Raw genomic sequence first — 22,270 nt, 5'->3', positions numbered from 1 at the left:
ACGACGGTTGCGCGGAATCCAGGTCTTGCGTTAGACTCGCCCCGCACGCACTACGCCTTGGTGCCGCTGATGACCGCTCCCGATGGATTCCCGATGGACGCGCTGGACCGCCGGTCCGACGTGCACAGGGCCTCCGTTGTCGACGCGTTCGCCGCCGCGGGCGTCTCGCTGCCGGTGCGCGGTGTGCTGCACAGCATCTCCTGTCCCGCGGTGTTCCGCACGGCCGTGCTCGACCTCGCGGCGCGGCGCGGCTGCGACGCCGCGGCGCTGGCCGGCGCGGCGCTGCTGCTCGGCGCCGGAACGGAGCCGGACCCCGGCGCCGGGGACGCGGTGCTCGACCTGCGGCTGGATACGGTCCACGACCACGGCGCGATCCGCCGGGCGCTCGCCACCGCGCTGGCCGCGGCGGACGGCTGGAAACTGGTGCCCTCGGCCGAGGCGTCGCGCCTGGAAGGCCGGCTGGAGACGCTGGAGTACCGCAACAAGGCGCTGGCCTCTGCGCTGGAGCGCGTGTCGTTCCAGCCGCTGGAGGGCGGGCTGACGCAGGTGCGCGACGCCGCCTCGCTGTTCGGCTTCGTCAACGAGTGGTGCTTCGACGAGGACCGCGTGGTGCGCCGCTTCCGCGAGCTGGCGCCGGTCTACCACCCGGACACCGGGATGGTCGGGTGCCGCCAGCGGATGGCTCAGCTGATCGAGGCGCGCAACCTGCTGATCAAGCACGTGCGCACCGCCTACCGCTCCGGGGACTGGACGGCGCGGCGGTGACGGGCGGCGCTTAAGGCAGCTCGATCCGGCCGTCGGCGGCGAGCGGGAAGAACGGGTTCCAGGCGACCTCCCAGGGGTGCCCGTCGGGATCGGCGAAATAGCCGGAATGCCCGCCCCAGAACACATCCTGCGCCGGCTTCAGGATGCGGCCCCCGGCCGCCTCGGCCTCGGCCAGCACGGCGGCCACATCCTCGCGCCGGCGCACGTTGTGGGCCAGCGTGATGCCGCCAAAGCCGCTGCCCGCCGCCGGCAGATGGGCGTCCTCGGCCAGCGCGTCGCGGCCGTACAGGGCGAGCACGACTCCGCCCGCCGGGAAGAAGGCCACGCTGTCCTGGCTCGCCGGCGAGGCGACGAAGCCCAGGCGTTCGTAGAAGGCGCGGCTGCGCGCCACGTCGGCGACGCCCAGGGTGACCAGGGACAGCCGCGGTTCCATGGCGGGGCTCAGCGGTTCAGGCCGATGACGTCGTCGAGGACGGCGTCGGTGAAGTTGGCGGCCTCGATGTCGGCGCCGGTCAGGTCGGCGCCGGTCAGATCGGCCTCGGCCAGGTTGGCGCCGCGCAGGTCGGCGCCCACAAGGTTGGCGCCGCTCAGGTTGACCTTGTGCAGGTCGGCCCCGGTCAGCGTCGCCATGCCCAGGCGGGCGCGCTGCAGGTTGGCGCGCCAGACGTGGCCGCTCATGGTCTGGATGTGGACGGGGCCGAGCTTGGCGTTGGTCAGGTTGGCGTTGGACAGCGTGGCGCGTTCGAAGTTGATGCCGCGCAGGTCGGCGCCGGAGAAGTTCGCCTTGCGCAGGTCGGCCAGCGACATGTCGGCGATGGCCAGCGACGCCCCGGCCAGCGAGGCGCCGCGCAGCGTGATGCACTGCAGGATGCCGGCCGACAGGTTGACGCCGTCCAGCGCCTTGCCCGACAGGTCGAGCGCGGAGAGGTCGGCACGCTTGCCCTCCTTGCCGCCGCTGTCGATCCAGGCGAGGTGCGCGGCGATGATCGCCTTCAGCTCCTCGTCGGCGTTCTCCAGCACCTTGGCGGTGACCGCCCCGGCGAGGTTGGGCGAGCGCAGCTGGCCCGAATCGAGGATGGCGCCGATCAGGTTGGTGTTGGTGAAGTTGGCCCGTCCGATCGCCGCTCCGGTCAGCACCGCGCCGGACAGCCGGGCGCCGGACAGGTTGGCCTCCGACAGGTCGGCGTCGGTGAGGTCGCAGCCGGTCAGGTTGGCGTTGGTCAGGTTGGCGCGCTGGAACTTGGTGCCGCGCAGGATGGAGTCGGTCAGGTCGGTCTGCATGACGAAGGAGTTGGCCAGCTTCGCCCGCGACAGGTCGGCGTTGCGCATGGTGGCGGCGGTCAGCTCGGCGTTCAGCACGTTGTCGAAGGCGTGCTCGCGCACGTCGCCGCTCTCGGTGTAGTGCAGCAGCGTGCCGTCGCGCAGGTCCACCTCGACCAGGATCGCCTCGCTCAGCACGGCGCCGCGCAGGCAGGCGCCGCGCAGGTCGGCGCGGCGCAGGTCGGCCTTCTCCAGGTTGGCCAGCCGCATGTCGGCGGCGTACAGGTTGCAGTTCTGCAGGTTGGCGCCGGTCAGGCGCGCGCTGAACAGCTTGGCGCCGGAGAGGTCGGCGTCGGAGAGGTCGATGCCGGAGAGGTCGAGGTGCGACAGGTCGCGCATCTTCAAATTGGCGCGCACGCCGCCCGGCTGGCTTTTCCGGAAAGCTTGGTGGCGCATCAGGATGGCGTTCAGCTGGCTCTGCGTGAGCTTGGTGCGCGGCGAGTTCGAACCGAAACCTTGCGATGTCGACATCGCGGCGAGCCTTTGCATGGTGAGGCGGGAAGCTTGCGCTCAAGCCCCGAATAAAGCGTTAACCGGACTTGAGAATTTATTCAAATCAAGGCGGTAAGACCACACGGACATTGGGCCTATTGACGACCGGCCGAAACGGTGGGCCGGATTGCCGGCCGGATTGGTTGACTCCGCACGCGCGTATCCGTATTGTCGCGCCTCCAGCCACCGTCGATGTCTCGACGCCGTGCCCATGGGCACCCGCCAGTCCGCGAGTTTCGCGCACTGGCTTGAAAGCGTTTGGGGCCATGTGTGTTCGAGATTGCGGCGGGGCGCTTTGGAGCTTTGAGGACCCGATGTTCGAAGGCCTGACCGGACGCCTGGGCGACATCTTCGACAAGCTGCGCCGCCGCGGCGCGCTGACCGAGGAGGACGTCTCCGCCGCGCTGCGCGAGGTGCGCGTCGCGCTGCTGGAGGCCGACGTCGCCCTGCCGGTGGTCAAGCAGTTCGTCACCCAGGTCAAGGAGCGGGCCGTCGGCCAGGAGGTGCTGCGCTCCGTCACGCCGGGCCAGCAGGTCATCAAGATCGTCCACGACAGCCTCGTGGAGATGCTGGGCGCCGGCGAGGAGATCAACCTCAACGCCGCAGCACCCGTGCCGGTCCTGATGGTCGGCCTGCAGGGCTCGGGCAAGACGACCTCGACGGCCAAGATCGCGCTGCGCCTCAAGACCAAGGAGCGCAAGAAGGTCCTGATGGCGTCGCTGGACGTGCGCCGTCCGGCCGCGCAGGAGCAGCTGAAGGTCCTGGGCGAGCAGATCGGCGTCGCCACGCTGCCCATCCTGATGGGCCAGGGCCCGGTGGACATCGCCCGGCGGGCGCTGGAGACCGGCCGCCTCGAAGGCTACGACGTGGTGATGCTCGACACCGCGGGGCGCCTCGCCATCGACGAGGAGCTGATGGCCGAGGTGGTCGCCGTGCGCGACGCCACCAAGCCGGTCGAGACGCTGCTGGTCGCCGACGCGATGACCGGCCAGGACGCGGTGACGGTCGCCACCAACTTCAACGACAAGGTCGGCATCACCGGCATCGTGCTGACCCGCGTGGACGGCGACGCCCGCGGTGGTGCTGCGCTGTCCATGCGCCAGATCACCGGGCGGCCGATCAAGCTGCTGGGCGTCGGCGAGAAGATCGACGCGCTGGAGCCCTTCCACCCCGACCGCATCGCCGGCCGCATCCTCGGCATGGGCGACGTGGTGTCGCTGGTCGAGAAGGCGGTCGAGACCATCGACCAGGAGGAGGCCGAGAAGCTCGCCCGCAAGTTCGAGAAGGGCCAGGGCTTCGACCTCGACGACATGGCCAGCCAGCTCAAGCAGCTGCGCAAGATGGGCGGCATGTCGGGGCTGATGGGCATGCTGCCGGGCATCGGCAAGATCAAGAACCAGCTCAAGGACGCCAACATCGACGACAGGATGATCAAGCGCCAGGAGGCGATCATCTCGTCGATGACCAAGAAGGAGCGCAAGAACCCCGAGGTGATCAAGGCGTCGCGCCGCAAGCGCATCGCCGCCGGTTCGGGCACGTCGGTGCAGGAGGTCAACAAGCTCCTCAAGCAGTTCGACGACATGCGCACCATGATGAAGCAGGTCCAGAAGCTGGGTAAGAAGGGCATGCTGCGCGGCGGCCTCGGCAACCTGCTGCCCAAGGGGCTGGGCGGGTTCGGCGGCGGCAACCCGTTCGGCGGTGGCGGGAAGGGGCCGTTCGGATGATCGACCACATCTCGCTGCCCGTGGCCGACATCGGACGCGCCAAGGCGTTCTACGACGCCGTGCTGGCGACCGTCGGCTACCGCCGCATGATGGATTACGGGCAGGCCGCCGGCTACGGCGACCAGCACCCGCATTTCTGGATCGGCGTGCCGGCCGAGGGCGAGGCCGAAGGCGGCTGCCCCGGCGTGCACATCGCCTTCCGCGCCGAGGACCGCGAGTCGGTGGACGCCTTCCACGCCGCGGCGCTGGCGCACGGCGGACAGGACAACGGCGCGCCGGGCCTGCGGCCGCGCTACCACCCCGACTACTACGCCGGATTCGTCATCGACCCGGACGGAAACCGGATCGAGGCGGTCTGCCATCTCCCCGCCTGACCGGCGGATTTCGTTTAACCACCTGAGAAGAAGAGAGTTTCCGACTATGGCTCTGAAGATCCGTCTGGCCCGCGGTGGCGCCAAGAAGCGCCCGTTCTACTCGATCGTCGTCGCCGACGCCCGCAGCCCGCGTGACGGCCGCTTCATCGAGAAGATCGGCACCTACAACCCGATGCTGCCGCGCGAGGACGAGAAGCGCATCCAGTTCGACGCCGAGCGCGCCAAGCACTGGCTGTCGGTCGGCGCCCAGCCGACGGACCGCGTCGTGCTGTTCTTCGCCAACGCCGGCCTGGTCGAGAAGCCGGCCATCCGCGAGACCCCGAAGAAGTCCGCCCCGAAGGCCAAGGCCCAGGAGCGCGCCAAGGCCGCTGCCGCCGCCGCGGCTGCCGCCGGCGAGTAAGGTCCAGGGGCATTGCCCCCACCCCTTACCCCTCCCCCGCTTCGCAGGGGAGGGGAATAAAGCTCCCTCCCCTGCGAAGCGGGGGAGGGCTGGGGTGGGGGCAAGAGTTCGCGAAACGCCATGTCCACCAAGGTCTGCATCGGCCAATTCGCCGGTTCGCACGGCGTCCGGGGTCTCGTGAAGCTGCGCAGCTTCACCGGGGATCCCAAGGCCGTGGTCGCGTACGGCCCGCTGACCGACGAATCCGGCCGGCGCACCTTCAAGGTGTCGCTGAACGGCACCGTGAAGGACCTGTGGCTCGCCCGCGTGGAGGGAATCGCCACCCGCGAGCAGGCGCAGGACTTGGCCGGCGTACGCCTGTACGTCGACCGCGCGGCGTTGCCGGACACTGGGGACGAGGACGAGTTCTACCACGCCGACCTGATCGGCCTGCGGGCCGAGACGACGGGGGGAGAGCCGTTCGGCACGGTGCTGGCGATCTACGATTTCGGCGGCGGCGACGTGCTGGAGATCCGCACGGAGGCCGGCGCCACGGAGCTGTTGCCGTTCACCAAGGCCTGCGTGCCGGTGGTGGACGTGCACGGTGGACGGGTCGTCGTCGATCCGCCCGCGGTGGTGGAAGCCAGGCCCGACGGCAAGGGTGAAGAGGAGTCGGAGCCGTGAATCACGGCGCCGCCGGCCCGCTCGCCTGGACCGTCAAGGTGCTGACCCTGTTCCCGGAGATGTTCCCCGGGCCGCTGGGTCACAGCCTGGCCGGCAAGGCGCTGGAAAATGGCGTGTGGTCGCTGGAATCAGTGGACATTCGTGATTTTGCGCGCGATAAACACCGCTCCGTTGACGACGCCCCCTTCGGCGGGGGCGCGGGTATGGTGATGCGGCCGGACGTCCTGGACGCCGTCTTCACCGAAACCTGCGGACCGCCGGGTGTGGAAGGGCGCGGCCGGGTGATCTACCTGTCGCCGCGCGGCCGGGTCCTGGACCAGGCCCTGGTCAAGGAGCTGGCCGCGACCCCGGTCGTGACGCTGCTCTGCGGCCGCTACGAGGGGGTCGACGAACGGGTGCTGGAAGCGCACGGGGTCGAGGAGGTCAGCCTCGGCGATTTCGTGCTGTCCGGCGGCGAGCCGGCCGCGCTTGCCCTGATCGATGCCGTGGTGCGCTTGCTGCCCGGCGTCATGGGGAACGTGGCGACGGCCGACGACGAGAGTTTCGAACGGGGGTTGCTCGAATACCCCCACTACACGCGGCCCGCCGTCTGGAGCGACGGGCTGGGTGTGGAGCGGACGGTGCCGGAGGTTCTTCTCTCTGGCCACCACGAGAAGGTTCGCGCCTGGCGGCTCGCCGAGGCGGAGCGGATCACCCGGGCCCGGCGGCCCGACCTGTGGTCCCGCTACGAAGCGAGTCGTCCGGTGCCGGAGAAACGGGCCCGCAGACGCAGGCCGAGTGGAACGACGGAGTGACGGTCCGCCGCGAGGCGCGCCGAGGAAAAGGGGTAGTGTCATGAACCTGTTGCAGCAGCTCGAGCAGGAGCAGATCCAGAAGGTCCTTGGCGACAAGGCCATCCCGGAATTCTCGCCGGGCGATACGCTCCGCGTGAACGTGAAGGTCGTCGAGGGCACGCGCGAGCGCGTCCAGGCCTATGAGGGCGTTTGCATCGCCCGCAAGAACGCCGGCGTGAACTCCTCGTTCACCGTGCGCAAGATCAGCTACGGCGAGGGCGTGGAGCGCGTGTTCCCGCTGTACAGCCCGCGCATCGACTCGATCGAGCTGGTCCGCAAGGGCGACGTCCGCCGCGCCAAGCTGTACTACCTGCGCGATCGCCGCGGCAAGTCGGCCCGCATCTCGGAGCGCACCACCGGCCGCGGCATGAACAAGCCCGCCGCCGCCGCGGAGTAATCCGCCCGGTCTTGGTGAAAGTTACCGGCGCCCGCCGTGGGGAAACCTGCGGCGGGCGTTCGGCGTTGGGCGCGTGTCTGCGCCTTGGGGACAACAGGGGCTACACGGATTTCACGGATTGAGGCACGGATTACACGGATCTGTTTTGCTTGCGCGGCATCGGCTTGCGGGCCAGCGGGCACGCCGCAAGAACAAAAGAAAGTCCGTGTAATCCGTGCCTCAATCCGTGAAATCCGTGTGAACCGGGTTGTCCCCGCAAAAACCGCGCCTTTACCGCCGCGTCAGCGAATTGGTGTGCGCTTCCTTCAGCGTCGCCGGCTCGTTCATGTCGCCGACCACGCCGGGCGTGCGCGTCTCGGGGTCGGCGGGGCTGGAGCCGAGTTCGCCCATCGCCTGCGCCGCCTGCGCGGTGCGGCGCAGTCCCAGGCGGTCGATCACCTGCGCCACGCCGTGGACCCGTGCCGCCAAGTCCGCTGCCCGGTGGCCCTGCTCCACCGAACCGACGCTGCCGGTCAGCGTCACCGCGGCGTGGTGGACCGTCACCTCCAGGTCGTGCGCATCGACGTACTCGTCGTCGGTCAGGTGCTGGGTGACCTCGCGGCGGATGCGCGCGTCGTCGTCCGATTCCTCGTGCCTGAACATGGGTCTGTCTCCCCCGGCTGCCACCATACGGAAACCAACGGTGCGGTGGCGGGGTCGGTTCCTTTCGTGTTTGACAACGCCTCGCAACCGGCCCAGCATGGCGCCTCGTTCCAGGGGGGTCCCGTAGGGGGCTGAGATACCACCGGCCAAGGCCCAGACAGGGTCCCGGCGACGTGGTGACCCTTCGAACCTGATCCGGCTCATACCGGCGAAGGGAGGGAACCGCTGCGGGCGCCGAAGCACCACCACACCCGCACCTTCTTCCGCACCTGTGACCGGATCTCCTCGACCACGAAGGAGACCGAGCGTGCCCAGAGACCTCACCGATCCCAACTTCTCCGTTTCCACCGGGCCGCTGCCCGCCTCGCAGAAGGTGTACGTGCCGGGCGAGCGGGGTGTACGCGTCGCCATGCGCGAGATCTGCGTCGGCGGCGGCGAGCCGCCGGTGCGGGTGTACGACGCCTCCGGCCCCTACACCGATCCCGAGGCCGCGGTGGACATCCGCAAGGGCCTGCCGGCCCTGCGCGAGGCGTGGATCCACGGCCGCGGCGACGTGGAGGCATACGACGGCCGCGCCGTCCGCCCCGAAGACGACGGCCTGCGCCCCGACGAGGCGCGCAACCTCGACGTCCATCCCGGCTCGGAACGCCGTCCGCTGCGCGGCAAGCCGGGCCGCGCGGTGACGCAGATGGCGTATGCCCGCGCCGGCATCGTCACGCCGGAGATGGAGTACGTCGCCATCCGCGAGAACCTCGGCCGCGCCGTAGCCCTGGAGCAGGCGCGCGACGGCGAATCGTTCGGCGCCAGCATCCCCGATGTCATTACGCCGGAGTTCGTGCGCGACGAGATCGCTCGCGGCCGGGCCATCATCCCCTCGAACATCAATCATCCGGAAGCCGAGCCGATGATCATCGGCCGCAACTTCCTCACCAAGATCAACGCCAACATCGGCAACTCCGCCGTGGCGTCCTCGATCGGCGAGGAGGTGGAGAAGATGGTGTGGGCAATCCGCTGGGGCGCCGACACGGTGATGGACCTGTCCACCGGCCGCAACATCCACACCACGCGCGAGTGGATCATCCGCAATTCGCCCGTGCCCATCGGCACCGTGCCGATCTACCAGGCGCTGGAGAAGGTCAACGGCAAGGCCGAGGACCTGACCTGGGAGATCTTCCGCGACACGCTGATCGAGCAGGCCGAGCAGGGGGTGGACTACTTCACCATCCACGCCGGTGTGCGCCTCGCCCACATCCCGCTGACCGCCAGGCGGGTGACCGGCATCGTCTCGCGCGGCGGTTCGATCCTCGCCAAGTGGTGCCTGGCGCACCACAAGGAGAACTTCCTCTACACGCACTTCGAGGACATCTGCGCGATCATGAAGGCGTACGACGTCAGCTTCTCGCTGGGCGACGGCCTGCGCCCGGGTTCGATCGCCGACGCCAACGACGCCGCGCAGTTCGCCGAACTGGAGACGCTGGGCGAACTCACCAAGATCGCCTGGAAGCACGACGTGCAGACCATGATCGAAGGCCCCGGCCACGTGCCGATGCACAAGATCAAGGAGAACATGGACAAGCAGCTCAAGCTGTGCGGCGAGGCGCCGTTCTACACGCTGGGGCCGCTGGTCACCGACATCGCGCCGGGCTACGACCACATCACCAGCGGCATCGGCGCGGCGATGATCGGCTGGTTCGGCACGGCGATGCTCTGCTACGTCACGCCGAAGGAGCACCTGGGGCTGCCGGACCGCGACGACGTCAAGGTGGGCGTGGTGACCTACAAGATCGCTGCGCACGCCGCCGACCTCGCCAAGGGCCACCCGGCGGCGCGGGAGCGTGACGACGCGCTGAGCCGCGCGCGCTTCGAGTTCCGCTGGCGCGACCAGTTCCACCTGTCGCTGGACCCGGAGACGGCGGAACGCTTCCACGACCAGACGCTGCCGGCCGAAGGGGCCAAGGTGGCGCACTTCTGCTCGATGTGCGGGCCGAAGTTCTGCTCGATGAAGATCACCCAGGAGGTGCGGGACTACGCCAACTCCGGCATGGCCGAGATGGCGGAGACGTTCCGGTCCCAGGGCGGGGAGATCTACCGCGCGGCGGAATGACCTTTTGTCCCTCTCCCGTCTCCGGCGGGGGAGGGACCTATTTCGCCCGTGCCGTCAGCGCGATCCCCGCGGCGATCAGCCCGACGGCGAGCAGCACGCCGACGCTCAGCGGCTCGCCGAAGATCGCCGCGCTCTCCAGCAGCGCGGTGATCGGCACCAGGCAGACGATCTGCCCGGCCTGGGCGGCGGGCATCACCGCCAGCGCCTTCGACCACCACCAGTAACAGAGCGCCGTGCCGATCAGCCAGTTGTAGATCAACGCGCCGAGCAGCGCCGGCGCCCAGGTGACCGGCTGCCCGGCTTCCAGGGCGAGCGCCACCGGGGTCATGACCGCCGCGCTGACCGCGATCTGCCAGAAGGTCTGCGTCCAGAACGGCGTCCGCCACACCCGTCGGCGGTACAGGCTGGCCGCCGTCGCCCAGCACAGCGCCGAGCCGAGCAGCAGCCCGTTGCCGAGCAGCACGCGGCGGTCGCTCCAGTCCAGCAGCGCCGGGTTGAAGAACACCAGCACCCCGGCGAAGGCCAGCAGCCCGCCGAGGATGCGCTGGCCCGACGGCCGCTCGCGGGCGATCAGGAAGGCGAGCGGCAGCGCCCAGATCTGCATGGTGTAGACCAGCACGGCAGCGCGCCCCGGCGGCACCCATTGCAGGCCGGCGGTGCTCAGGCCCAGCATGCCGCCGATCTGCAGGAAACCGATGACGCCGAGCAGCGCGCGCTCGCCCGCCCTGGGCAGCAGCGGCGCCCGCAAGGCCGGCAGCAGCGCCGCCAGCAGCAGCGCCGACCCGCTCATGCGCAACGCGTTGAAGGTGAAGGGGCCGATGTTGGGCAGCGCCGCCTTCATCACCAGCCAGTTGGTGCCCCAGAACAGCACCACCGCGCCGAGCTGCGCGTAGATCGCCGCGCCCGGCGTGGCGCGCGCCGTGGCCGCCGCCTGCTCCGTCATGCCGCCTCCCGTTTCCTCCGGCGCATGGTACCCGGCGCGGCGGCGGAGGCGTCATGCGCGCTCAGCGCGTCAGCATCGCGCTTTCCTTGCCGCTCACGAAGAACACCCGCGCGTAGGTCTTGAGCAGGGCGTCGGTCAGCGCCTGCACCTCGGGGCTGCGCGTCGCCTTGGGATGGGCGGGATCGACGTGCAGGACGCAGCTGTCCGGCGCGTCGTTGAACGCCGCCAGCGCGTGGATGCGGTCGGGGCGGAACTCTTCGGGGAAGGCCTCGTCCATCAGCCAGAAGCACTGGAAGTTCCGGCAGGACGGCGGCCGCTCCTCGTACACGGTGCAGCCCTTGCCCTGGTCGCACGAGGCGCACCAGCGCGCCGAGGGCTTCTTCAGCTCGGGCACGCCCATCAGCTTGCAGCACAGGGTGCAGTCCCCGCAGGTGCGGGACGGGGTCGCGGCAATGTCGGTCATGGGCGGGGTTGCACCACACAAGTTGGTCCGGCGTCAAACGGAAAGCCGGCGGCTACCCCGCAATCACATGAACAGGACCTGCATGCCCAGCCAGCCGACCAGCGCCAGGATCACCAGCATCACCATGGTGGTGGCGATCAGGATGTTGCTCTGGCGGATGCGGCGGCAGCGCGGGCAGCCCGGCTCGTCGGCGGGGTAGGTCAGGTCGCAGCGCGGGCAACGCGCCCTGTCGTCTGTGGTAGGGGCTTCGGTCACGGGGGCAGGCTCCGTAAGGACGGCGGGACGCTAGCATAGGGTTCCGCCCTGCGGAAGGTCCGCTTGTCCCGCGGCGCCCAGATGGCTATTGTGCGCCCCTCGGACCGGAAACCGATGCCGTTCGCCTGCCAGAGAGAGCCGTTACGATGTCCAAGCCGCGCACCCTGTTCGACAAGATCTGGGACAGCCACGTCGTCCACCGCCAGGAGGACGGCACCTGCATCCTCTACATCGACCGCCACCTGGTCCACGAGGTGACCAGCCCGCAGGCGTTCGAGGGGCTGCGCACCGCCGGGCGCAAGGTGCGCCGGCCGGAGCTGACCATGGCGGTGCCGGACCACAACGTGCCGACCACCGACCGCGCCAAGGGCATCGTCGAGGAGGAGAGCCGCATCCAGGTCGAGGCGCTGGACACCAACGCCCGCGACTTCGGCGTGCGCTACTTCCCGATGGACGACGTCCGCCAGGGCATCGTGCACATCGTCGGCCCCGAGCAGGGCTTCACGCTGCCCGGCACCACCATCGTCTGCGGCGACAGCCACACCGCCACGCACGGCGCCTTCGGCGCGCTCGCCTTCGGCATCGGCACGTCCGAGGTGGAGCACGTGCTGGCCACCCAGACGCTGCTGCAGAAGCCGGCCAAGAACATGCTGGTCCGCGTCGACGGCGAACTGCCGGCCGGCGTGACCGCCAAGGACATCGTGCTGGCGATCATCGGCAAGATCGGCACCGCCGGCGGCACCGGCCACGTCATCGAGTTCGCCGGCGAGGCGATCCGCGGCCTGTCCATGGAAGGCCGCATGACGGTCTGCAACATGGCCATCGAGGGCGGCGCGCGCGCCGGCCTGATCGCGCCGGACGAGAAGACCTTCGAGTACGTCAAGGGCCGCCCGCTGGCCCCGAAGGCCGGCGCCTGGGAGCAGGCGGTCGAGCAGTGGAAGACGCTGCCCAGCGACGAGGGCGCGGTGTACGACACCACGGTGGTGCTGAACGCCGCCGAGATCGTCCCGCAGGTCACCTGGGGCACCAGCCCGGAGGACGTGCTGCCGATCACCGCCAGCGTGCCGAACCCGGCCGACGTCGCCGACCCGGGCAAGCGCGCCGCGGTCGAGCGCGCGCTGGCCTACATGGGCCTGACGCCGGGCCAGAAGCTGACCGACGTCAAGGTGGACACGGTGTTCATCGGCTCGTGCACCAACGGCCGCATCGAGGACCTGCGGGCGGCGGCCGAGGTGGCGAAGGGGCGCAAGGTGGCCGCGGGCATCCGCGCGCTGGTGGTGCCGGGTTCCGGTCTGGTCAAGGAGCAGGCGGAGCAGGAGGGCCTGGACACGGTGTTCACCGAGGCCGGCTTCGAGTGGCGGGAGCCCGGCTGCTCGATGTGCCTGGCGATGAACGCCGACCGTCTGGCGCCGGGCGAGCGCAGCGCTTCCACCTCGAACCGCAACTTCGAGGGCCGGCAGGGCCGCGGCGGCCGCACCCATCTGGTCAGCCCGGCGATGGCCGCCGCCGCCGCCATCACCGGCAAGCTGACGGACGTGCGCGAGCTGCACTGAACGGTTCCGGCGCTTCGGCGACGGGACGGGAAGGGGGCCGCAAGGCCCCCTTTCGCGTTTCCAGTCCCGGTGCCATATTGATGGGGCCGCCGCACGAGAGGACGCCATGTCCAGCCGACCGCAGCCCAAGCCGTCCGCCGACGACCTGCCCGAGGACGTTTGGGGCGAAGAGGTTTCCGAGGCCGACCTGACGCCGGAGGAACTGGAGGACATCCGCGCCTCCGAGGAGGACATCGCGGCGGGTCGGACCTTCTCCAACGAAGAGGCCATGGCCATTCTGGGCGAAGTCGTCGACCAGATTGCCGCTGGCACCTTCGATCCCGCGAACTTCCCGGAATTTGAAGCCAAGTTGCGGTCCTATCGTCGATGAAGGTCCGGTGGGCCGACAAGGCACTGACCGAGGCCTATCGAATCTTCGCGTATATCCTGCCGGACAATCCAACCGCCGCCCGGGCGGTCTACGATGCTGCGTTCGTCACGGCCAACACACTCGTGCGATTTCCGTATCGGTATAGGGATCGGGGCGGCGGCTATCGCCGCGTGCCGGTGGCGCATTACGACTACTGCATCCTTTACGGCGTCCGTCAGGCCGTGGATGGCCCGTACGTCTCCATCGAGTCCGTCCGCCACGCCGCGCGCCGTCCCCAGCCCCGCTGAAGCCTCGCCCTCTGGCGCGGCGCGCGCAAATGCGCGACAGTGGCACGGACGGCCCGTGTCCTGGACACGCAAGAAGCGCAGGGAGGATCGCCCGCGATGATCACGCTCTACACATCCCCGACGCCCAACGGGCACAAGGCCTCGATCCTGCTGGAGGAGCTGGGGCTGAAGTACCGCGTGCACCGGCTCGATCTCGCGGCCGGGGAGACCAAGTCGCCCGACTACCTGAAGATCAGCCCGATCGGCAAGATGCCGGCCATCGTCGAGGAGCTGCCGGGCGGCGTGCAGCGCCGGCTGTTCGGCTCGGGCGCCATCCTCATGCACTTCGCCGAGCACACCGGCCGCCTGCTGCCGCAGGGCGAGGCGCGTGGCGAGGCGCTGTCGTGGATGATGCTGGGCATCTCCGACCTCGGCCCCACCGCGATGGACATGTTCCGCTTCTCGGTCCGCGCGCCGGAGAAGATCCCCTACGCCATCGACCTGTTCAAGAGCGAGCTGCTGCGCTGCTACCAGGCGCTCGACAACCGGCTGGCGGAGGAGGAGTACCTTGCCGGCGAGTACTCGGTCGCCGATATCTCGTGCTTCACCTTCATCGCCGTGGCGGCGTCCATGGGCGGGCGGCTGCTGGAGCGGTACCCGCACATCAAGCGCTGGCACGACACCATCATCGCCCGCCCCGCCGTGCAGCGCGGTCTGGCGGTTCCGGAGTAGGCAAGAGGCCCCATGCCCGTCATCAACCGCATCGCCGAGTTTCACGCCGACATGACCGCGTGGCGGCGCGACATCCACGCGCACCCGGAACTGGCCTACGAGGAGCACCGCACGGCCGACCTCGTGGCGGCGAAGCTGGAGGCGTTCGGCATCGCGGTGCACCGCGGTTTGGGCGGCACCGGCGTGGTCGGCACGCTGACGGGGCGGGGCGGGGGCGGCCGCGCCATCGGCCTGCGCGCCGACATGGACGCGCTGCCGATGCCGGAGTCCAACGACTTCGCGCACGCCTCCACCACGCCCGGCAAAATGCACGCCTGCGGCCACGACGGGCACACCACCATGCTGCTGGGCGCGGCGCGCTATCTGGCGGAGACGCGCAACTTCGACGGCACCGTGCACTTCATCTTCCAGCCGGCCGAGGAGGGCAAGGCCGGCGCCCGCGCGATGATCGAGCAGGGGCTGTTCCGGCAGTTCCCCATGGAGCGGGTGTTCGGCATGCACAACTGGCCCGACCTGCCGCCGGGCACCATGGCGGTGCACCCGGGCGCGGTGATGGCGGCGGCCGACCAGTTCACCATCACGGTGGAGGGGCGGGGCAGCCACGCCGCCATGCCGCACCTGGGCGTCGATCCGGTGCTCGTCGCCGCGCACATCCTCACGGCGGCGCAGAGCCTGGTCAGCCGCGGCACCGACCCGCAGGACGCCGCGGTGGTGTCGGTGACCTGGGTGCAGGCCGGGACGACCTTCAACGTCATCCCCAACGAGGCGCTGCTGCACGGCACCATCCGCACCTTCCGCCCGGAGACCCGTACCCGCGTCCACGAGCAGTTCGCCCGACTGGCGTCCAGCGTCGCGCTGGGCTTCGGCGCCACGGCGCGGCTGGAGATCCGCCCCGGCTATCCGCCCACCGTCAACAGCGAGGCGGAGGCGAGGGTCGCCGCCGAGGTGGCGGCCCGTGTCGTCGGCGCGGCCAACGTCACCTGGAACCCGCCGCCCAGCATGGGCGCGGAGGACTTCGGCTACATGCTGCACGAGACGCCGGGGGCCTACGTCTGGCTGGGGCAGGGCGGCAGCGGGCTGGGCTGCACGCTGCACAACCCGCACTACGACTTCAACGACGAGATGCTGCCGGTGGGCGCCAGCTACTGGGCGACGCTGGTGGAGACGGTGCTGCCGCGGAGCTGAGTGGAACAGTTTGGAACGCCGTGGAACAGTGTGCATGGGGTGTTCAGTTCACGTCCCGCCGCGGCGTCTCCTGTCTCCAGACAACATGCCCATAAATAGGAAAATTGTCAACGGGAGCTTCCGCTCCTCGGGTCCAGCGCGTCCTGCAACCCGTCGCCCAGCAGGTTGACGGCGATCACCGTCACGAAGATCAGCAACCCCGGCCACACCGCCAGCATCGGTGCGGTGGAGACCAGTTCCTGCGCGTTGGTCAGCATGTTGCCCCAGCTCGGCAACGGCGGCTGGATGCCGAGGCCGAGGAAGCTCAGCACCGATTCCAGCAGGATGACGTTGCCCACCGTCAGCGTCACCGCCACCACCGCGGGGGCGGCGACGTTGGGCAGGATGTGCGCCAGCATGATGCGCCGGCTCCCCGCCCCCAGCGCCACCGCCGCCCGCACGTAGTCGCGCCGGCGCGCCGACAGCGTCGCCCCGCGCACCAGCCGCGCCACCGTCGTCCAGCCGAACAGCGCCACCAGCACGACGATGCGGCCCAGGCTGGCGTCCTCGCCGGAAACCCAGTCCTCCGGGACGCCCAGGCGCGTCGGGTCGATGGCGGACAGCACGATCAGCAGCGGCAGCAGCGGCAGCGCGATCAGCACGTCGGTGAGCCGCATGAGGGCGTCGTCCACCCGCCCGCCGAAATAGCCGGCCAGCAGCCCGATCGCCGTGCCGATCACCGCCGAGGCGAGCGCCGCCGCCAGCCCGACGAACAGCGACACCCGCCCGCCGTACAGCAGCCGCACCAGCACGTCGCGTCCAAGCTCGTCGGTGCCCAGCGGGTGCTCGAACGAGGGTGGGGCGTAGCGGTCGAGCAGGCTGACGGCGGTCTGGTCGACGCCCAGCGCGGATTCGACGAGGGGGGCGGCGAGGGCGGCCAGGGCGAGCAGCGCCAGCACCACGGCGCTGATGGTGGCGAGGCGGTGGCGGGTGAAGCGCCCGGCGAAGCGGCTCCTCACGACCGGCCCCTCATGAGCGGACGTCCTTGAAGGTGATGCGCGGGTCGAGCGCCGCGTACGCCATGTCGGCCAGCAGGTTGCCGGCCAGTGTCGTCGCCGTCGCCAGCAGCAGCGCCACCAGCGCCACGTTGAGGTCGTTGCCCATGATCGAGTCGTAGATCAGCTTGCCCATGCCCGGCCACGCGAACATGGTTTCGGTCACCAGGGCGCCGGAAAACAGCGTGCCGAACTCCAGCGCCACGATGGTGACGATGGGGATCAGCGCGTTGCGCAGCGTGTGCCGCCACACCACCTGGCCCTCCTCCAGCCCCTTGGCGCGGGCGGTGCGGACGTAGTCCTGGCGCAGCTCCACCAGCATGGATGCCCGCACGTAGCGGGTGTAGCCGCCGACGCTGGCCAGCGTCAGCGTCGCCACCGGCAGCACGAAGTGCGGCAGCCGCGCCAGCCAGCCGTCCTCGCCCACCGGCCCCATGCCCGACGCCGGCAGCCAGCCCAGCGTCACCGCGAACAGCAGGATCAGCAGCAGCGCCAGCCAGAACGGCGGTACCGAGATGCCGGCGAAGCAGAACAGGTTCACCGCGTCGTCGAGCAGGGAATACGGACGCCGCGCCGCCAGCACGCCGAGCGGCAGCGCGATGGCGACGGCCAGCACGAACGACGCGCCCAGCAGCAGCAGCGTGTTGCCCAGCCGCGGCAGCAGCACCGCCGGCACCGGCTGTGCGAACAGCCGCGAATAGCCGAAGTCGCCGGTCAGCGCCGCGCCCAGCCAGTTGGCGTAGCGCTCCCACAGCGGCCGGTCGAGCCCGTACAGCGCCTTCAGCCGCGCCGCATCCGCCGCCGTCGCCTTCGGGTTGCCGGCGAGCATCAGGTCCACCGGGTCGCCCGGCATCAGGGCGATCAGCACGGTGACGAGCATGCTCATCAGCAGCAGCACGAACAGCGCCTGGAGCAGGCGGGAGGCGAGGAAGCGGGTCATCGCGACTAGTCCCTCCCCCCGCTCCGCGGGGGGAGGGAAGGGGCCCATGAAATGGGAAGGGTGGGGGCAACGGCCTTTCCGGAAAGCCGCTGCCCCCACCCAACCCTCCCCCATCGGGGATGGGGGAGGGCAAACGCGTCCGCCCCCATCACTCCTTCACCTTCCAGGTCTCGATCCACAGCATGGTCGACGCCTCGTGCCCGGTCGGGACGATGCCGTCGATCCACTTCGGCAGGATGTGCGGGTCGGCGCGGAAGAACAGCGGCAGCGACGGCAGCTCGTCGGCGTAGATCTGCTGCAGGCGGGTCCACAGGCGCTTGTTGGCCGCCGGCTCGCACACCGTCTCCAGGTCGTCGAGGATCCTGTCCATCTCGGGGTTCTTGAAGTTCATGTAGTTCTGCCCCGACCAGTTGTTGGCCGCCGTCGGGACCATGGTCGAGTGGAAGGTCGTGCGCGGGATGTTCTCCGGCGAGGAGATCCAGGCGAACAACGCCATCGCCTTGTGGCGGCGCTCGTGCAGGGTCTGGCCGAAGAAGACGCGCGCCGGCTCGTTGGCGATGCGCACCTCGACGCCGGCCTGCTTCCACTGCGCCTGCAGCACCTGCTGCAGCAGCTCGCGCGCGCGGTTGCCGGCGGTGGTCATGAACTCCAGCGACAGCTTTTCCCCCTTGGCGTTCACGCGGGTGCCGCCGCGCTTCTCGCCCCAGCCGGCCTCGTCCAGCAGCTTCGCCGCCTCCTTGGGGTCGTAGGGGTAGTGGCGGAAGTCCTCGACGTACACGCGGTCGAGCGGGTTGACCTGGTTGTGCGCCACCGGCTGCCGGTTCTCGAACAGCTGTCTGGAGATCGCGCCGCGGTCCACCGCGAGCAGCAGCGCCCGGCGTACCCGCGCGTCGGCCAGGACGGGATTGTCGAGGTTGAGGTCGATGTGCTCGAACACCAGGCCGGGCTTGAAGATCACGCTGTACTTGGCGCCGTTCTTCTTCTCGAAGGCCAGCGCCTGCTCGAACGGCAGGCCGGCCTCGCCGGGGATCAGGTCGAGCCCGCCGGACAGCAGGTTGGCCTCCAGCGCCGCGGTGTTCTCGATGGCCTTGACGACGATGCGCCGGAACGGCGGCTTAGGCCCCCACCAGCTGGGGTTCGGCTCCAGCACCACGTGCGCGCCGCTCTCGATGGCGGTGATCCGGTAGGGGCCGTACCACAGGCCGGGGTTGGTGGTGTCGGTCTCGTACCTGGAGCGCTGGCGGTAGGCGGCCGGGTCGGAGTCGAACACCGCCTTCTCCAGATGCGCCGGCAGCACGGCGAAGTCGTTGATCTCCGCGTAGGTGCACAGCGGCTTGTCGCGGTGGATGGTGAAGGTCTTGTCGTCCTTCGCGTCGACGCCGACGATGTCGCGGGTGAACAGGTCGGCGTTGGTGAAGCCGCTCTGCGGGTGCCGGCCGACCTCCCAGGTGAACAGCACGTCCTTCGTGGTGATCGGCGTGCCGTCGCCCCACCTGGCGTCCGGGTGGATGGTGTAGGTGACGGCGTAACCCTGGCGGCCGTCGGCGCGCGTCTCCAGCGCCGCGGTGCCGGCCTCGACGCTGGGCAGCGCGGTGCACAGCAGGCAGCCCAGCTTCCAGTCGGCGTCGTAGACGGTGAAGGGCCGGCGCGTGGCGTCGAGGATGAAGTGCTTGGCCGACATCGGCTCGATGGAGGGGTGCCAGTTGGCCGGGAACTGGCTGATGCCGATGGTCAGCGTGTCGCGCGCCGCGAAGGCCGGGGCGGCGGCGAGATTGACGATGAGGCCGGCGGTGAGCGCGAGGACGGCAAGAACGTGTCGCATCGTTCCCCCTGTTTGGACCTTCTGAACTATGGGGGCCGTCACGGTTGCGGTAAAGCACTTGACCGATGCTGCGGTGCGGTCGACCATCGCCGCCCGTTTTTCGCCCGAAGCAGGAGACCGCCGCATGGCCGGCACCGTGACCGTGGAGCGCGACGGCGTCGTCGCCACCGTGCTGCTCAGCAACCCCGGCAGGCTGAACGCCTTCGACAAGCCGCAGTGGCTGGCCCTGCGCGACGCCATGACGGAGCTTTCGGCCGACGGGGCGGTGCGCATCATCGTGCTGCGCGGCGCGGGCGGGGCCTTCAGCCCCGGCGCCGACATCTCGGAGTTCGAGAGCGAGCGCGGCAGCCCCGAACAGGCGATGGCCTACGGCGAGCTGATGGACGCGGTGATGTTCCAGATCCGCGACTGCCCGACCCCGACGCTGGCCGCCATCGACGGGCCGTGCACGGGAATCGGGCTGGCGGTGGCGCTGGCCTGCGACCTGCGGGTCTGCACCGAATCCAGCCGCTTCGGCGTGCCGGTCAGCCGGCTCGGCATCTCCATGGCGCTGCCGGAGCTGAAGCTGCTGTTCGACGTGGTCGGCCGGCCCTTCGCGCTGGAGATCCTGCTGGAGGGCCGGGTGTTCGCCGCCGGCCTCGCGCGCGAGATGCGGCTGGTCAACCGCGTGGTGGCGGACGGCGAACTCGACGCCGAGGTCGCGGCGACGGCCAGGCGCATCGCCGACGGCGCCCCGCTGGCGGCGCGCTGGCACAAGGCGTTCGTCGGCCGCGCCGCCGACCCGGCGCCGCTGACCGACGCGGAACTGGCCGAATGCTACAAATGCTTCGGCACCGAAGATTACCGCGAGGGCTACCGCGCCTTCCTGGAGAAGCGCAAGCCGGTGTTCGGCGGCCGGTGAGCGGCAATTCCAGCGGCTTTACGGGCTTTCCGCACAGTATTGCACAGCTTTTACGCCGATCTCCGTCGGTTGGACGTGCGTTCGTGTTGCGTTAACGGTATAACGGAAGTCGGCGTACTATGCGCCGAGCCAATCAAAAGAAGAGCGGGGGCCGGTTCTCCGCCAACGCCGAACAGGACAGGATGATGGACTGGGACAAGCTTCGGGTGTTCCATGCCGTGGCCGAAGCAGGGAGCTTTACGCACGCCGGCGAATCTCTCAACCTGAGTCAGTCGGCGGTCAGCCGGCAGATCAGCGCGTTGGAAGAGAGCCTCGGCGTGCCGCTGTTCCACCGCCACGCGCGCGGGTTGATCCTCACCGAACAGGGCGAGCTGCTGCACCGCACCGCCCGCGACGTGTTCGCCAAGCTGTCGATGACCGAGGCGATGCTCACCGAGAGCAAGGAGACCCCCAAGGGCCCGCTCAAGGTGACGACCACGGTGGCCTTCGGGTCGACCTGGCTGACGCCGCGCATCCAGGAATTCCTGTCGATCTACCCGGACATCCAGCTGACGCTGCTGATCGACGACACCGAGCTGGACCTCGCCATGCGCGAGGCGGACATCGCCATCCGCATGAACACGCCGCGCCAGCCGGACCTGATCCAGCGGCACCTGATGTCGATCCGCTTCCACATCTACGCGCACCAGAGCTACATCAAGAAGCGCGGGCTGCCGAAGACCGCGGCCGAGCTGGCCGAGCACGACATCATCACCTACCCGCCGGACGTCCGCGCCCCGGTGCCGAACGTCAACTGGATCCTCGATGTCGGTGAGGGCGTGGCGCGCTCGCGCCGCCCGGCGCTGCAGGTCAACAGCGTCTACGCCATCTACCGCGCGGTGGAAAGCGGGCTGGGCATCGCCGCGCTGCCCGACTTCCTGGTGGAGAACGCCCGCGACTTCGTGCGGGTGCTGCCCGACGTCACTGGCCCCAAGGTCGACGCCTACTTCGTCTACGCGGAGGAGCTGCGCCATTCCAAGCGCATCGCCGTGTTCCGCGATTTCCTCGTGCGCAAGGTCGCCGAGAGCCACTTCTGATACCAGCCAGCGCCCACGCCCGGCCCTCTCCCGCGAAGCGGGCGAGGTGCGCGGGCGCGCACCCGTCCGGTCGGCGTCCGGCACAATCGCATAAAAGTTTACGCATCCTTAATCGGCGCGGCTTGCAGCCGGTCGAGGCGTCGAGAAAGATTGCATTTTAACCAAAAGCGCCTGAATCGACTCGGAGTCCGGAGGCGAATCGAAGGGGTGGTGACGGTGGCCGCCAGCCGCGTGAAGACCGCATGCTTCTTTGGTGGAACCCCGATTGGAAGTCGGATTCCGGCAAGGATTCCAGCCCCTTGCAAGCCATGCGGAGGACGCATGGTAGCATTAATGAATTGTAAATAGCGCACGCCGCGCGAAATGCTCAAATTTGGGGCGTTGGGTGTTGCGACGCAGCATCCGGCGTTTCATCCCGGGGTCGCACCCGGGGCCGGGCTTCGGTCCGGTGTCTCCCAGACGTGAAGCCTCCCTGTTCAACTTCGCCGCTAGGTCAATGACTTAGCGGCAAATTTTTTGCCTGCGCGAGGCGGGCGGGAGAGGCGGCGGCGGCAGCCATGCGCAGCCTTGCGGCCGAGTCGACGAGCAAACAATTGCATGTGCTAAGGGAGTGGGGTTATCCTTTTTTGTGTTCAGCGAGAAAATTTCGCTGACCTGAAGGAGCGGCAAAATGGTTAACTCCGTCAACACCAATCAGAGCGCCATCGTTGCGCTCAAGTCCCTCAACAACACCGTCACCGAACTCAACAAGACCCAGAAGCGCGTCACCACCGGCTACAAGGTGGCCGATGCGGTGGACGACGGCGCGGCCTTCGCGGTTGCCCAGTCGCTGCGGTCGGAGAAGGGCGTTCTCAACGCCGTCAACAGCCAGCTCAACGTCGCCAAGGGCGCCACCGCGGTGTTCAGCTCCGCGGCGACCAACGTGTCCGACGGACTGGCCCGGGCCCGCGAGACGCTGACCAAGCTGGCCGACCAGAACCTCAACACCGACATGCGCACGAAGTACAACAACGACT

The 22,270-nt window shown here is 69.4% G+C and carries 24 protein-coding genes, 1 pseudogene and 1 riboswitch; of the genes and pseudogenes, 16 read left to right on the top strand and 9 right to left on the bottom strand.

Features of this window, described 5'->3' with window-relative positions:
- Window positions 1-69: 69 nt before the first annotated feature.
- Window positions 70-765 (top strand): hypothetical protein, encoded by a 696-nt coding sequence (locus TSO221_RS19595; RefSeq protein WP_109120278.1) that lies wholly within the window; start codon window positions 70-72, stop codon window positions 763-765.
- Between the two features lie 10 nt (window positions 766-775).
- Here TSO221_RS19595 and TSO221_RS19590 read toward each other — a convergent pair whose 3' ends face one another.
- Window positions 776-1,198 carry a VOC family protein gene (locus TSO221_RS19590; protein WP_109120205.1) on the bottom strand — a complete coding sequence of 141 codons (423 nt, stop codon included), beginning with the start codon at window positions 1,196-1,198 and terminating at the stop codon, window positions 776-778.
- Between the two features lie 8 nt (window positions 1,199-1,206).
- Window positions 1,207-2,556, bottom strand: coding sequence for a pentapeptide repeat-containing protein (locus TSO221_RS19585; protein ID WP_109120204.1), 1,350 nt, complete (start codon window positions 2,554-2,556; stop codon window positions 1,207-1,209).
- Window positions 2,557-2,891: 335 nt separating this feature from the next.
- Here TSO221_RS19585 and ffh point away from each other — a divergent pair, with 335 nt between their 5' ends.
- The 6 genes from ffh to rplS all read left to right on the top strand — a co-directional run bounded on the left by ffh (window position 2,892) and on the right by rplS (window position 6,968).
- Window positions 2,892-4,301 carry a signal recognition particle protein gene (gene ffh, locus TSO221_RS19580; RefSeq protein WP_109120203.1) on the top strand — a complete coding sequence of 470 codons (1,410 nt, stop codon included), beginning with the start codon at window positions 2,892-2,894 and terminating at the stop codon, window positions 4,299-4,301.
- The gene (locus tag TSO221_RS19575; RefSeq protein WP_109120202.1) at window positions 4,298-4,675 is read left to right on the top strand and encodes a VOC family protein; all 378 of its coding nucleotides are present in this window, start codon (window positions 4,298-4,300) and stop codon (window positions 4,673-4,675) included. Before ffh ends, TSO221_RS19575 begins: the two co-directional genes overlap by 4 nt.
- A gap of 46 nt (window positions 4,676-4,721) precedes the next feature.
- Complete coding sequence (gene rpsP / locus TSO221_RS19570; RefSeq protein ID WP_109120201.1) at window positions 4,722-5,075, top strand: 30S ribosomal protein S16; 354 nt, start codon at window positions 4,722-4,724, stop codon at window positions 5,073-5,075.
- 120 nt (window positions 5,076-5,195) lie between these two features.
- Window positions 5,196-5,738, top strand: a complete 543-nt coding sequence (rimM, locus tag TSO221_RS19565; protein ID WP_109120200.1) for a ribosome maturation factor RimM — start codon at window positions 5,196-5,198, stop codon at window positions 5,736-5,738.
- A complete protein-coding gene (gene trmD, locus TSO221_RS19560) occupies window positions 5,735-6,532 on the top strand; it encodes a tRNA (guanosine(37)-N1)-methyltransferase TrmD (RefSeq protein ID WP_109120199.1) in 798 nt (265 codons plus the stop codon). The genes rimM and trmD overlap by 4 nt, the downstream gene beginning before the upstream one ends.
- A 40-nt stretch (window positions 6,533-6,572) precedes the next feature.
- Window positions 6,573-6,968 carry a 50S ribosomal protein L19 gene (gene rplS, locus TSO221_RS19555; RefSeq protein WP_109120198.1) on the top strand — a complete coding sequence of 132 codons (396 nt, stop codon included), beginning with the start codon at window positions 6,573-6,575 and terminating at the stop codon, window positions 6,966-6,968.
- Window positions 6,969-7,238: 270 nt separating this feature from the next.
- Here rplS and TSO221_RS19550 read toward each other — a convergent pair whose 3' ends face one another.
- Entirely contained in the window at window positions 7,239-7,610 is a 372-nt protein-coding gene (locus TSO221_RS19550; RefSeq protein ID WP_158284142.1) for a BON domain-containing protein, read from the bottom strand.
- A gap of 102 nt (window positions 7,611-7,712) precedes the next feature.
- Window positions 7,713-7,845: riboswitch (TPP riboswitch) on the top strand.
- Window positions 7,846-7,917: 72 nt separating this feature from the next.
- Here TSO221_RS19550 and thiC point away from each other — a divergent pair.
- Window positions 7,918-9,714 (top strand): phosphomethylpyrimidine synthase ThiC, encoded by a 1,797-nt coding sequence (gene thiC, locus TSO221_RS19545; RefSeq protein ID WP_109120196.1) that lies wholly within the window; start codon window positions 7,918-7,920, stop codon window positions 9,712-9,714.
- A 37-nt stretch (window positions 9,715-9,751) separates the two neighbouring features.
- On the opposite strand, the gene TSO221_RS19540 is transcribed toward thiC, so the two are convergent.
- The 3 genes from TSO221_RS19540 to TSO221_RS19530 all read right to left on the bottom strand — a co-directional run bounded on the left by TSO221_RS19540 (window position 9,752) and on the right by TSO221_RS19530 (window position 11,375).
- Entirely contained in the window at window positions 9,752-10,657 is a 906-nt protein-coding gene (locus tag TSO221_RS19540; RefSeq protein ID WP_109120195.1) for an EamA family transporter, read from the bottom strand.
- 61 nt (window positions 10,658-10,718) lie between these two features.
- Window positions 10,719-11,120 carry a hypothetical protein gene (locus tag TSO221_RS19535; RefSeq protein WP_109120194.1) on the bottom strand — a complete coding sequence of 134 codons (402 nt, stop codon included), beginning with the start codon at window positions 11,118-11,120 and terminating at the stop codon, window positions 10,719-10,721.
- A gap of 63 nt (window positions 11,121-11,183) precedes the next feature.
- A complete protein-coding gene (locus TSO221_RS19530; protein ID WP_109120193.1) occupies window positions 11,184-11,375 on the bottom strand; it encodes a hypothetical protein in 192 nt (63 codons plus the stop codon).
- Between the two features lie 146 nt (window positions 11,376-11,521).
- Between TSO221_RS19530 and leuC the strand changes: the two genes are divergently transcribed.
- From leuC to TSO221_RS19505, 5 genes are all read left to right on the top strand, one after another.
- Window positions 11,522-12,928, top strand: coding sequence for a 3-isopropylmalate dehydratase large subunit (leuC, locus tag TSO221_RS19525; protein ID WP_109120192.1), 1,407 nt, complete (start codon window positions 11,522-11,524; stop codon window positions 12,926-12,928).
- A 106-nt stretch (window positions 12,929-13,034) separates the two neighbouring features.
- Window positions 13,035-13,298: a hypothetical protein gene (locus TSO221_RS19520; RefSeq protein WP_109120191.1), complete on the top strand. Its 264-nt coding sequence runs from the start codon at window positions 13,035-13,037 to the stop codon at window positions 13,296-13,298.
- Window positions 13,295-13,585, top strand: a complete 291-nt coding sequence (locus TSO221_RS19515) for a type II toxin-antitoxin system RelE/ParE family toxin (RefSeq protein ID WP_109120190.1) — start codon at window positions 13,295-13,297, stop codon at window positions 13,583-13,585. Before TSO221_RS19520 ends, TSO221_RS19515 begins: the two co-directional genes overlap by 4 nt.
- 96 nt (window positions 13,586-13,681) lie before the next feature.
- Window positions 13,682-14,296, top strand: coding sequence for a glutathione binding-like protein (locus tag TSO221_RS19510; protein WP_109120189.1), 615 nt, complete (start codon window positions 13,682-13,684; stop codon window positions 14,294-14,296).
- 12 nt (window positions 14,297-14,308) lie between these two features.
- Window positions 14,309-15,481, top strand: a complete 1,173-nt coding sequence (locus TSO221_RS19505; RefSeq protein ID WP_109120188.1) for a M20 aminoacylase family protein — start codon at window positions 14,309-14,311, stop codon at window positions 15,479-15,481.
- 107 nt (window positions 15,482-15,588) lie between these two features.
- Here TSO221_RS19505 and TSO221_RS19500 read toward each other — a convergent pair whose 3' ends face one another.
- The 3 genes from TSO221_RS19500 to TSO221_RS19490 all read right to left on the bottom strand — a co-directional run bounded on the left by TSO221_RS19500 (window position 15,589) and on the right by TSO221_RS19490 (window position 19,277).
- A complete protein-coding gene (locus TSO221_RS19500) occupies window positions 15,589-16,479 on the bottom strand; it encodes an ABC transporter permease (RefSeq protein ID WP_109120187.1) in 891 nt (296 codons plus the stop codon).
- Between the two features lie 10 nt (window positions 16,480-16,489).
- Entirely contained in the window at window positions 16,490-17,455 is a 966-nt protein-coding gene (locus tag TSO221_RS19495; RefSeq protein WP_109120186.1) for an ABC transporter permease, read from the bottom strand.
- Between the two features lie 148 nt (window positions 17,456-17,603).
- A complete protein-coding gene (locus tag TSO221_RS19490; protein WP_109120185.1) occupies window positions 17,604-19,277 on the bottom strand; it encodes a peptide ABC transporter substrate-binding protein in 1,674 nt (557 codons plus the stop codon).
- A 124-nt stretch (window positions 19,278-19,401) separates the two neighbouring features.
- Between TSO221_RS19490 and TSO221_RS19485 the strand changes: the two genes are divergently transcribed.
- From TSO221_RS19485 to TSO221_RS19475, 3 genes and pseudogenes are all read left to right on the top strand, one after another.
- Window positions 19,402-20,178, top strand: a complete 777-nt coding sequence (locus TSO221_RS19485; protein WP_109120184.1) for an enoyl-CoA hydratase-related protein — start codon at window positions 19,402-19,404, stop codon at window positions 20,176-20,178.
- Window positions 20,179-20,363: 185 nt separating this feature from the next.
- The gene (locus TSO221_RS19480) at window positions 20,364-21,254 is read left to right on the top strand and encodes a LysR family transcriptional regulator (RefSeq protein WP_109120277.1); all 891 of its coding nucleotides are present in this window, start codon (window positions 20,364-20,366) and stop codon (window positions 21,252-21,254) included.
- Between the two features lie 670 nt (window positions 21,255-21,924).
- Window positions 21,925-22,270, top strand: a pseudogene (locus TSO221_RS19475) (flagellin); the annotation flags it as partial.

The organism is Azospirillum sp. TSO22-1 (assembly GCF_003116015.1).
Lineage (GTDB): Bacteria > Pseudomonadota > Alphaproteobacteria > Azospirillales > Azospirillaceae > Azospirillum.
The sequence above is the reverse complement of the archived record's forward strand: the minus strand, read 5'-3'. Positions and strand labels throughout refer to the sequence as shown.

Bases quoted from the DNA above. Each gene is read 5' to 3' on its own strand.
- TSO221_RS19495 (WP_109120186.1), bottom strand. From the start codon at position 17,455: ATGACCCGCTTCCTCGCCTCCCGCCTGCTCCAGGCGCTGTTCGTGCTG.
- TSO221_RS19540 (WP_109120195.1), bottom strand. From the start codon at position 10,657: ATGACGGAGCAGGCGGCGGCCACGGCGCGCGCCACGCCGGGCGCGGCG.
- leuC (WP_109120192.1), top strand. From the start codon at position 11,522: ATGTCCAAGCCGCGCACCCTGTTCGACAAGATCTGGGACAGCCACGTC.
- TSO221_RS19590 (WP_109120205.1), bottom strand. From the start codon at position 1,198: ATGGAACCGCGGCTGTCCCTGGTCACCCTGGGCGTCGCCGACGTGGCG.
- rplS (WP_109120198.1), top strand. From the start codon at position 6,573: ATGAACCTGTTGCAGCAGCTCGAGCAGGAGCAGATCCAGAAGGTCCTT.
- TSO221_RS19505 (WP_109120188.1), top strand. From the start codon at position 14,309: ATGCCCGTCATCAACCGCATCGCCGAGTTTCACGCCGACATGACCGCG.
- TSO221_RS19490 (WP_109120185.1), bottom strand. From the start codon at position 19,277: ATGCGACACGTTCTTGCCGTCCTCGCGCTCACCGCCGGCCTCATCGTC.
- TSO221_RS19515 (WP_109120190.1), top strand. From the start codon at position 13,295: ATGAAGGTCCGGTGGGCCGACAAGGCACTGACCGAGGCCTATCGAATC.
- TSO221_RS19520 (WP_109120191.1), top strand. From the start codon at position 13,035: ATGTCCAGCCGACCGCAGCCCAAGCCGTCCGCCGACGACCTGCCCGAG.
- TSO221_RS19575 (WP_109120202.1), top strand. From the start codon at position 4,298: ATGATCGACCACATCTCGCTGCCCGTGGCCGACATCGGACGCGCCAAG.
- rpsP (WP_109120201.1), top strand. From the start codon at position 4,722: ATGGCTCTGAAGATCCGTCTGGCCCGCGGTGGCGCCAAGAAGCGCCCG.
- TSO221_RS19595 (WP_109120278.1), top strand. From the start codon at position 70: ATGACCGCTCCCGATGGATTCCCGATGGACGCGCTGGACCGCCGGTCC.
- TSO221_RS19585 (WP_109120204.1), bottom strand. From the start codon at position 2,556: ATGTCGACATCGCAAGGTTTCGGTTCGAACTCGCCGCGCACCAAGCTC.
- TSO221_RS19550 (WP_158284142.1), bottom strand. From the start codon at position 7,610: ATGTTCAGGCACGAGGAATCGGACGACGACGCGCGCATCCGCCGCGAG.
- TSO221_RS19480 (WP_109120277.1), top strand. From the start codon at position 20,364: ATGGACTGGGACAAGCTTCGGGTGTTCCATGCCGTGGCCGAAGCAGGG.
- TSO221_RS19535 (WP_109120194.1), bottom strand. From the start codon at position 11,120: ATGACCGACATTGCCGCGACCCCGTCCCGCACCTGCGGGGACTGCACC.
- rimM (WP_109120200.1), top strand. From the start codon at position 5,196: ATGTCCACCAAGGTCTGCATCGGCCAATTCGCCGGTTCGCACGGCGTC.
- ffh (WP_109120203.1), top strand. From the start codon at position 2,892: ATGTTCGAAGGCCTGACCGGACGCCTGGGCGACATCTTCGACAAGCTG.
- TSO221_RS19510 (WP_109120189.1), top strand. From the start codon at position 13,682: ATGATCACGCTCTACACATCCCCGACGCCCAACGGGCACAAGGCCTCG.
- TSO221_RS19485 (WP_109120184.1), top strand. From the start codon at position 19,402: ATGGCCGGCACCGTGACCGTGGAGCGCGACGGCGTCGTCGCCACCGTG.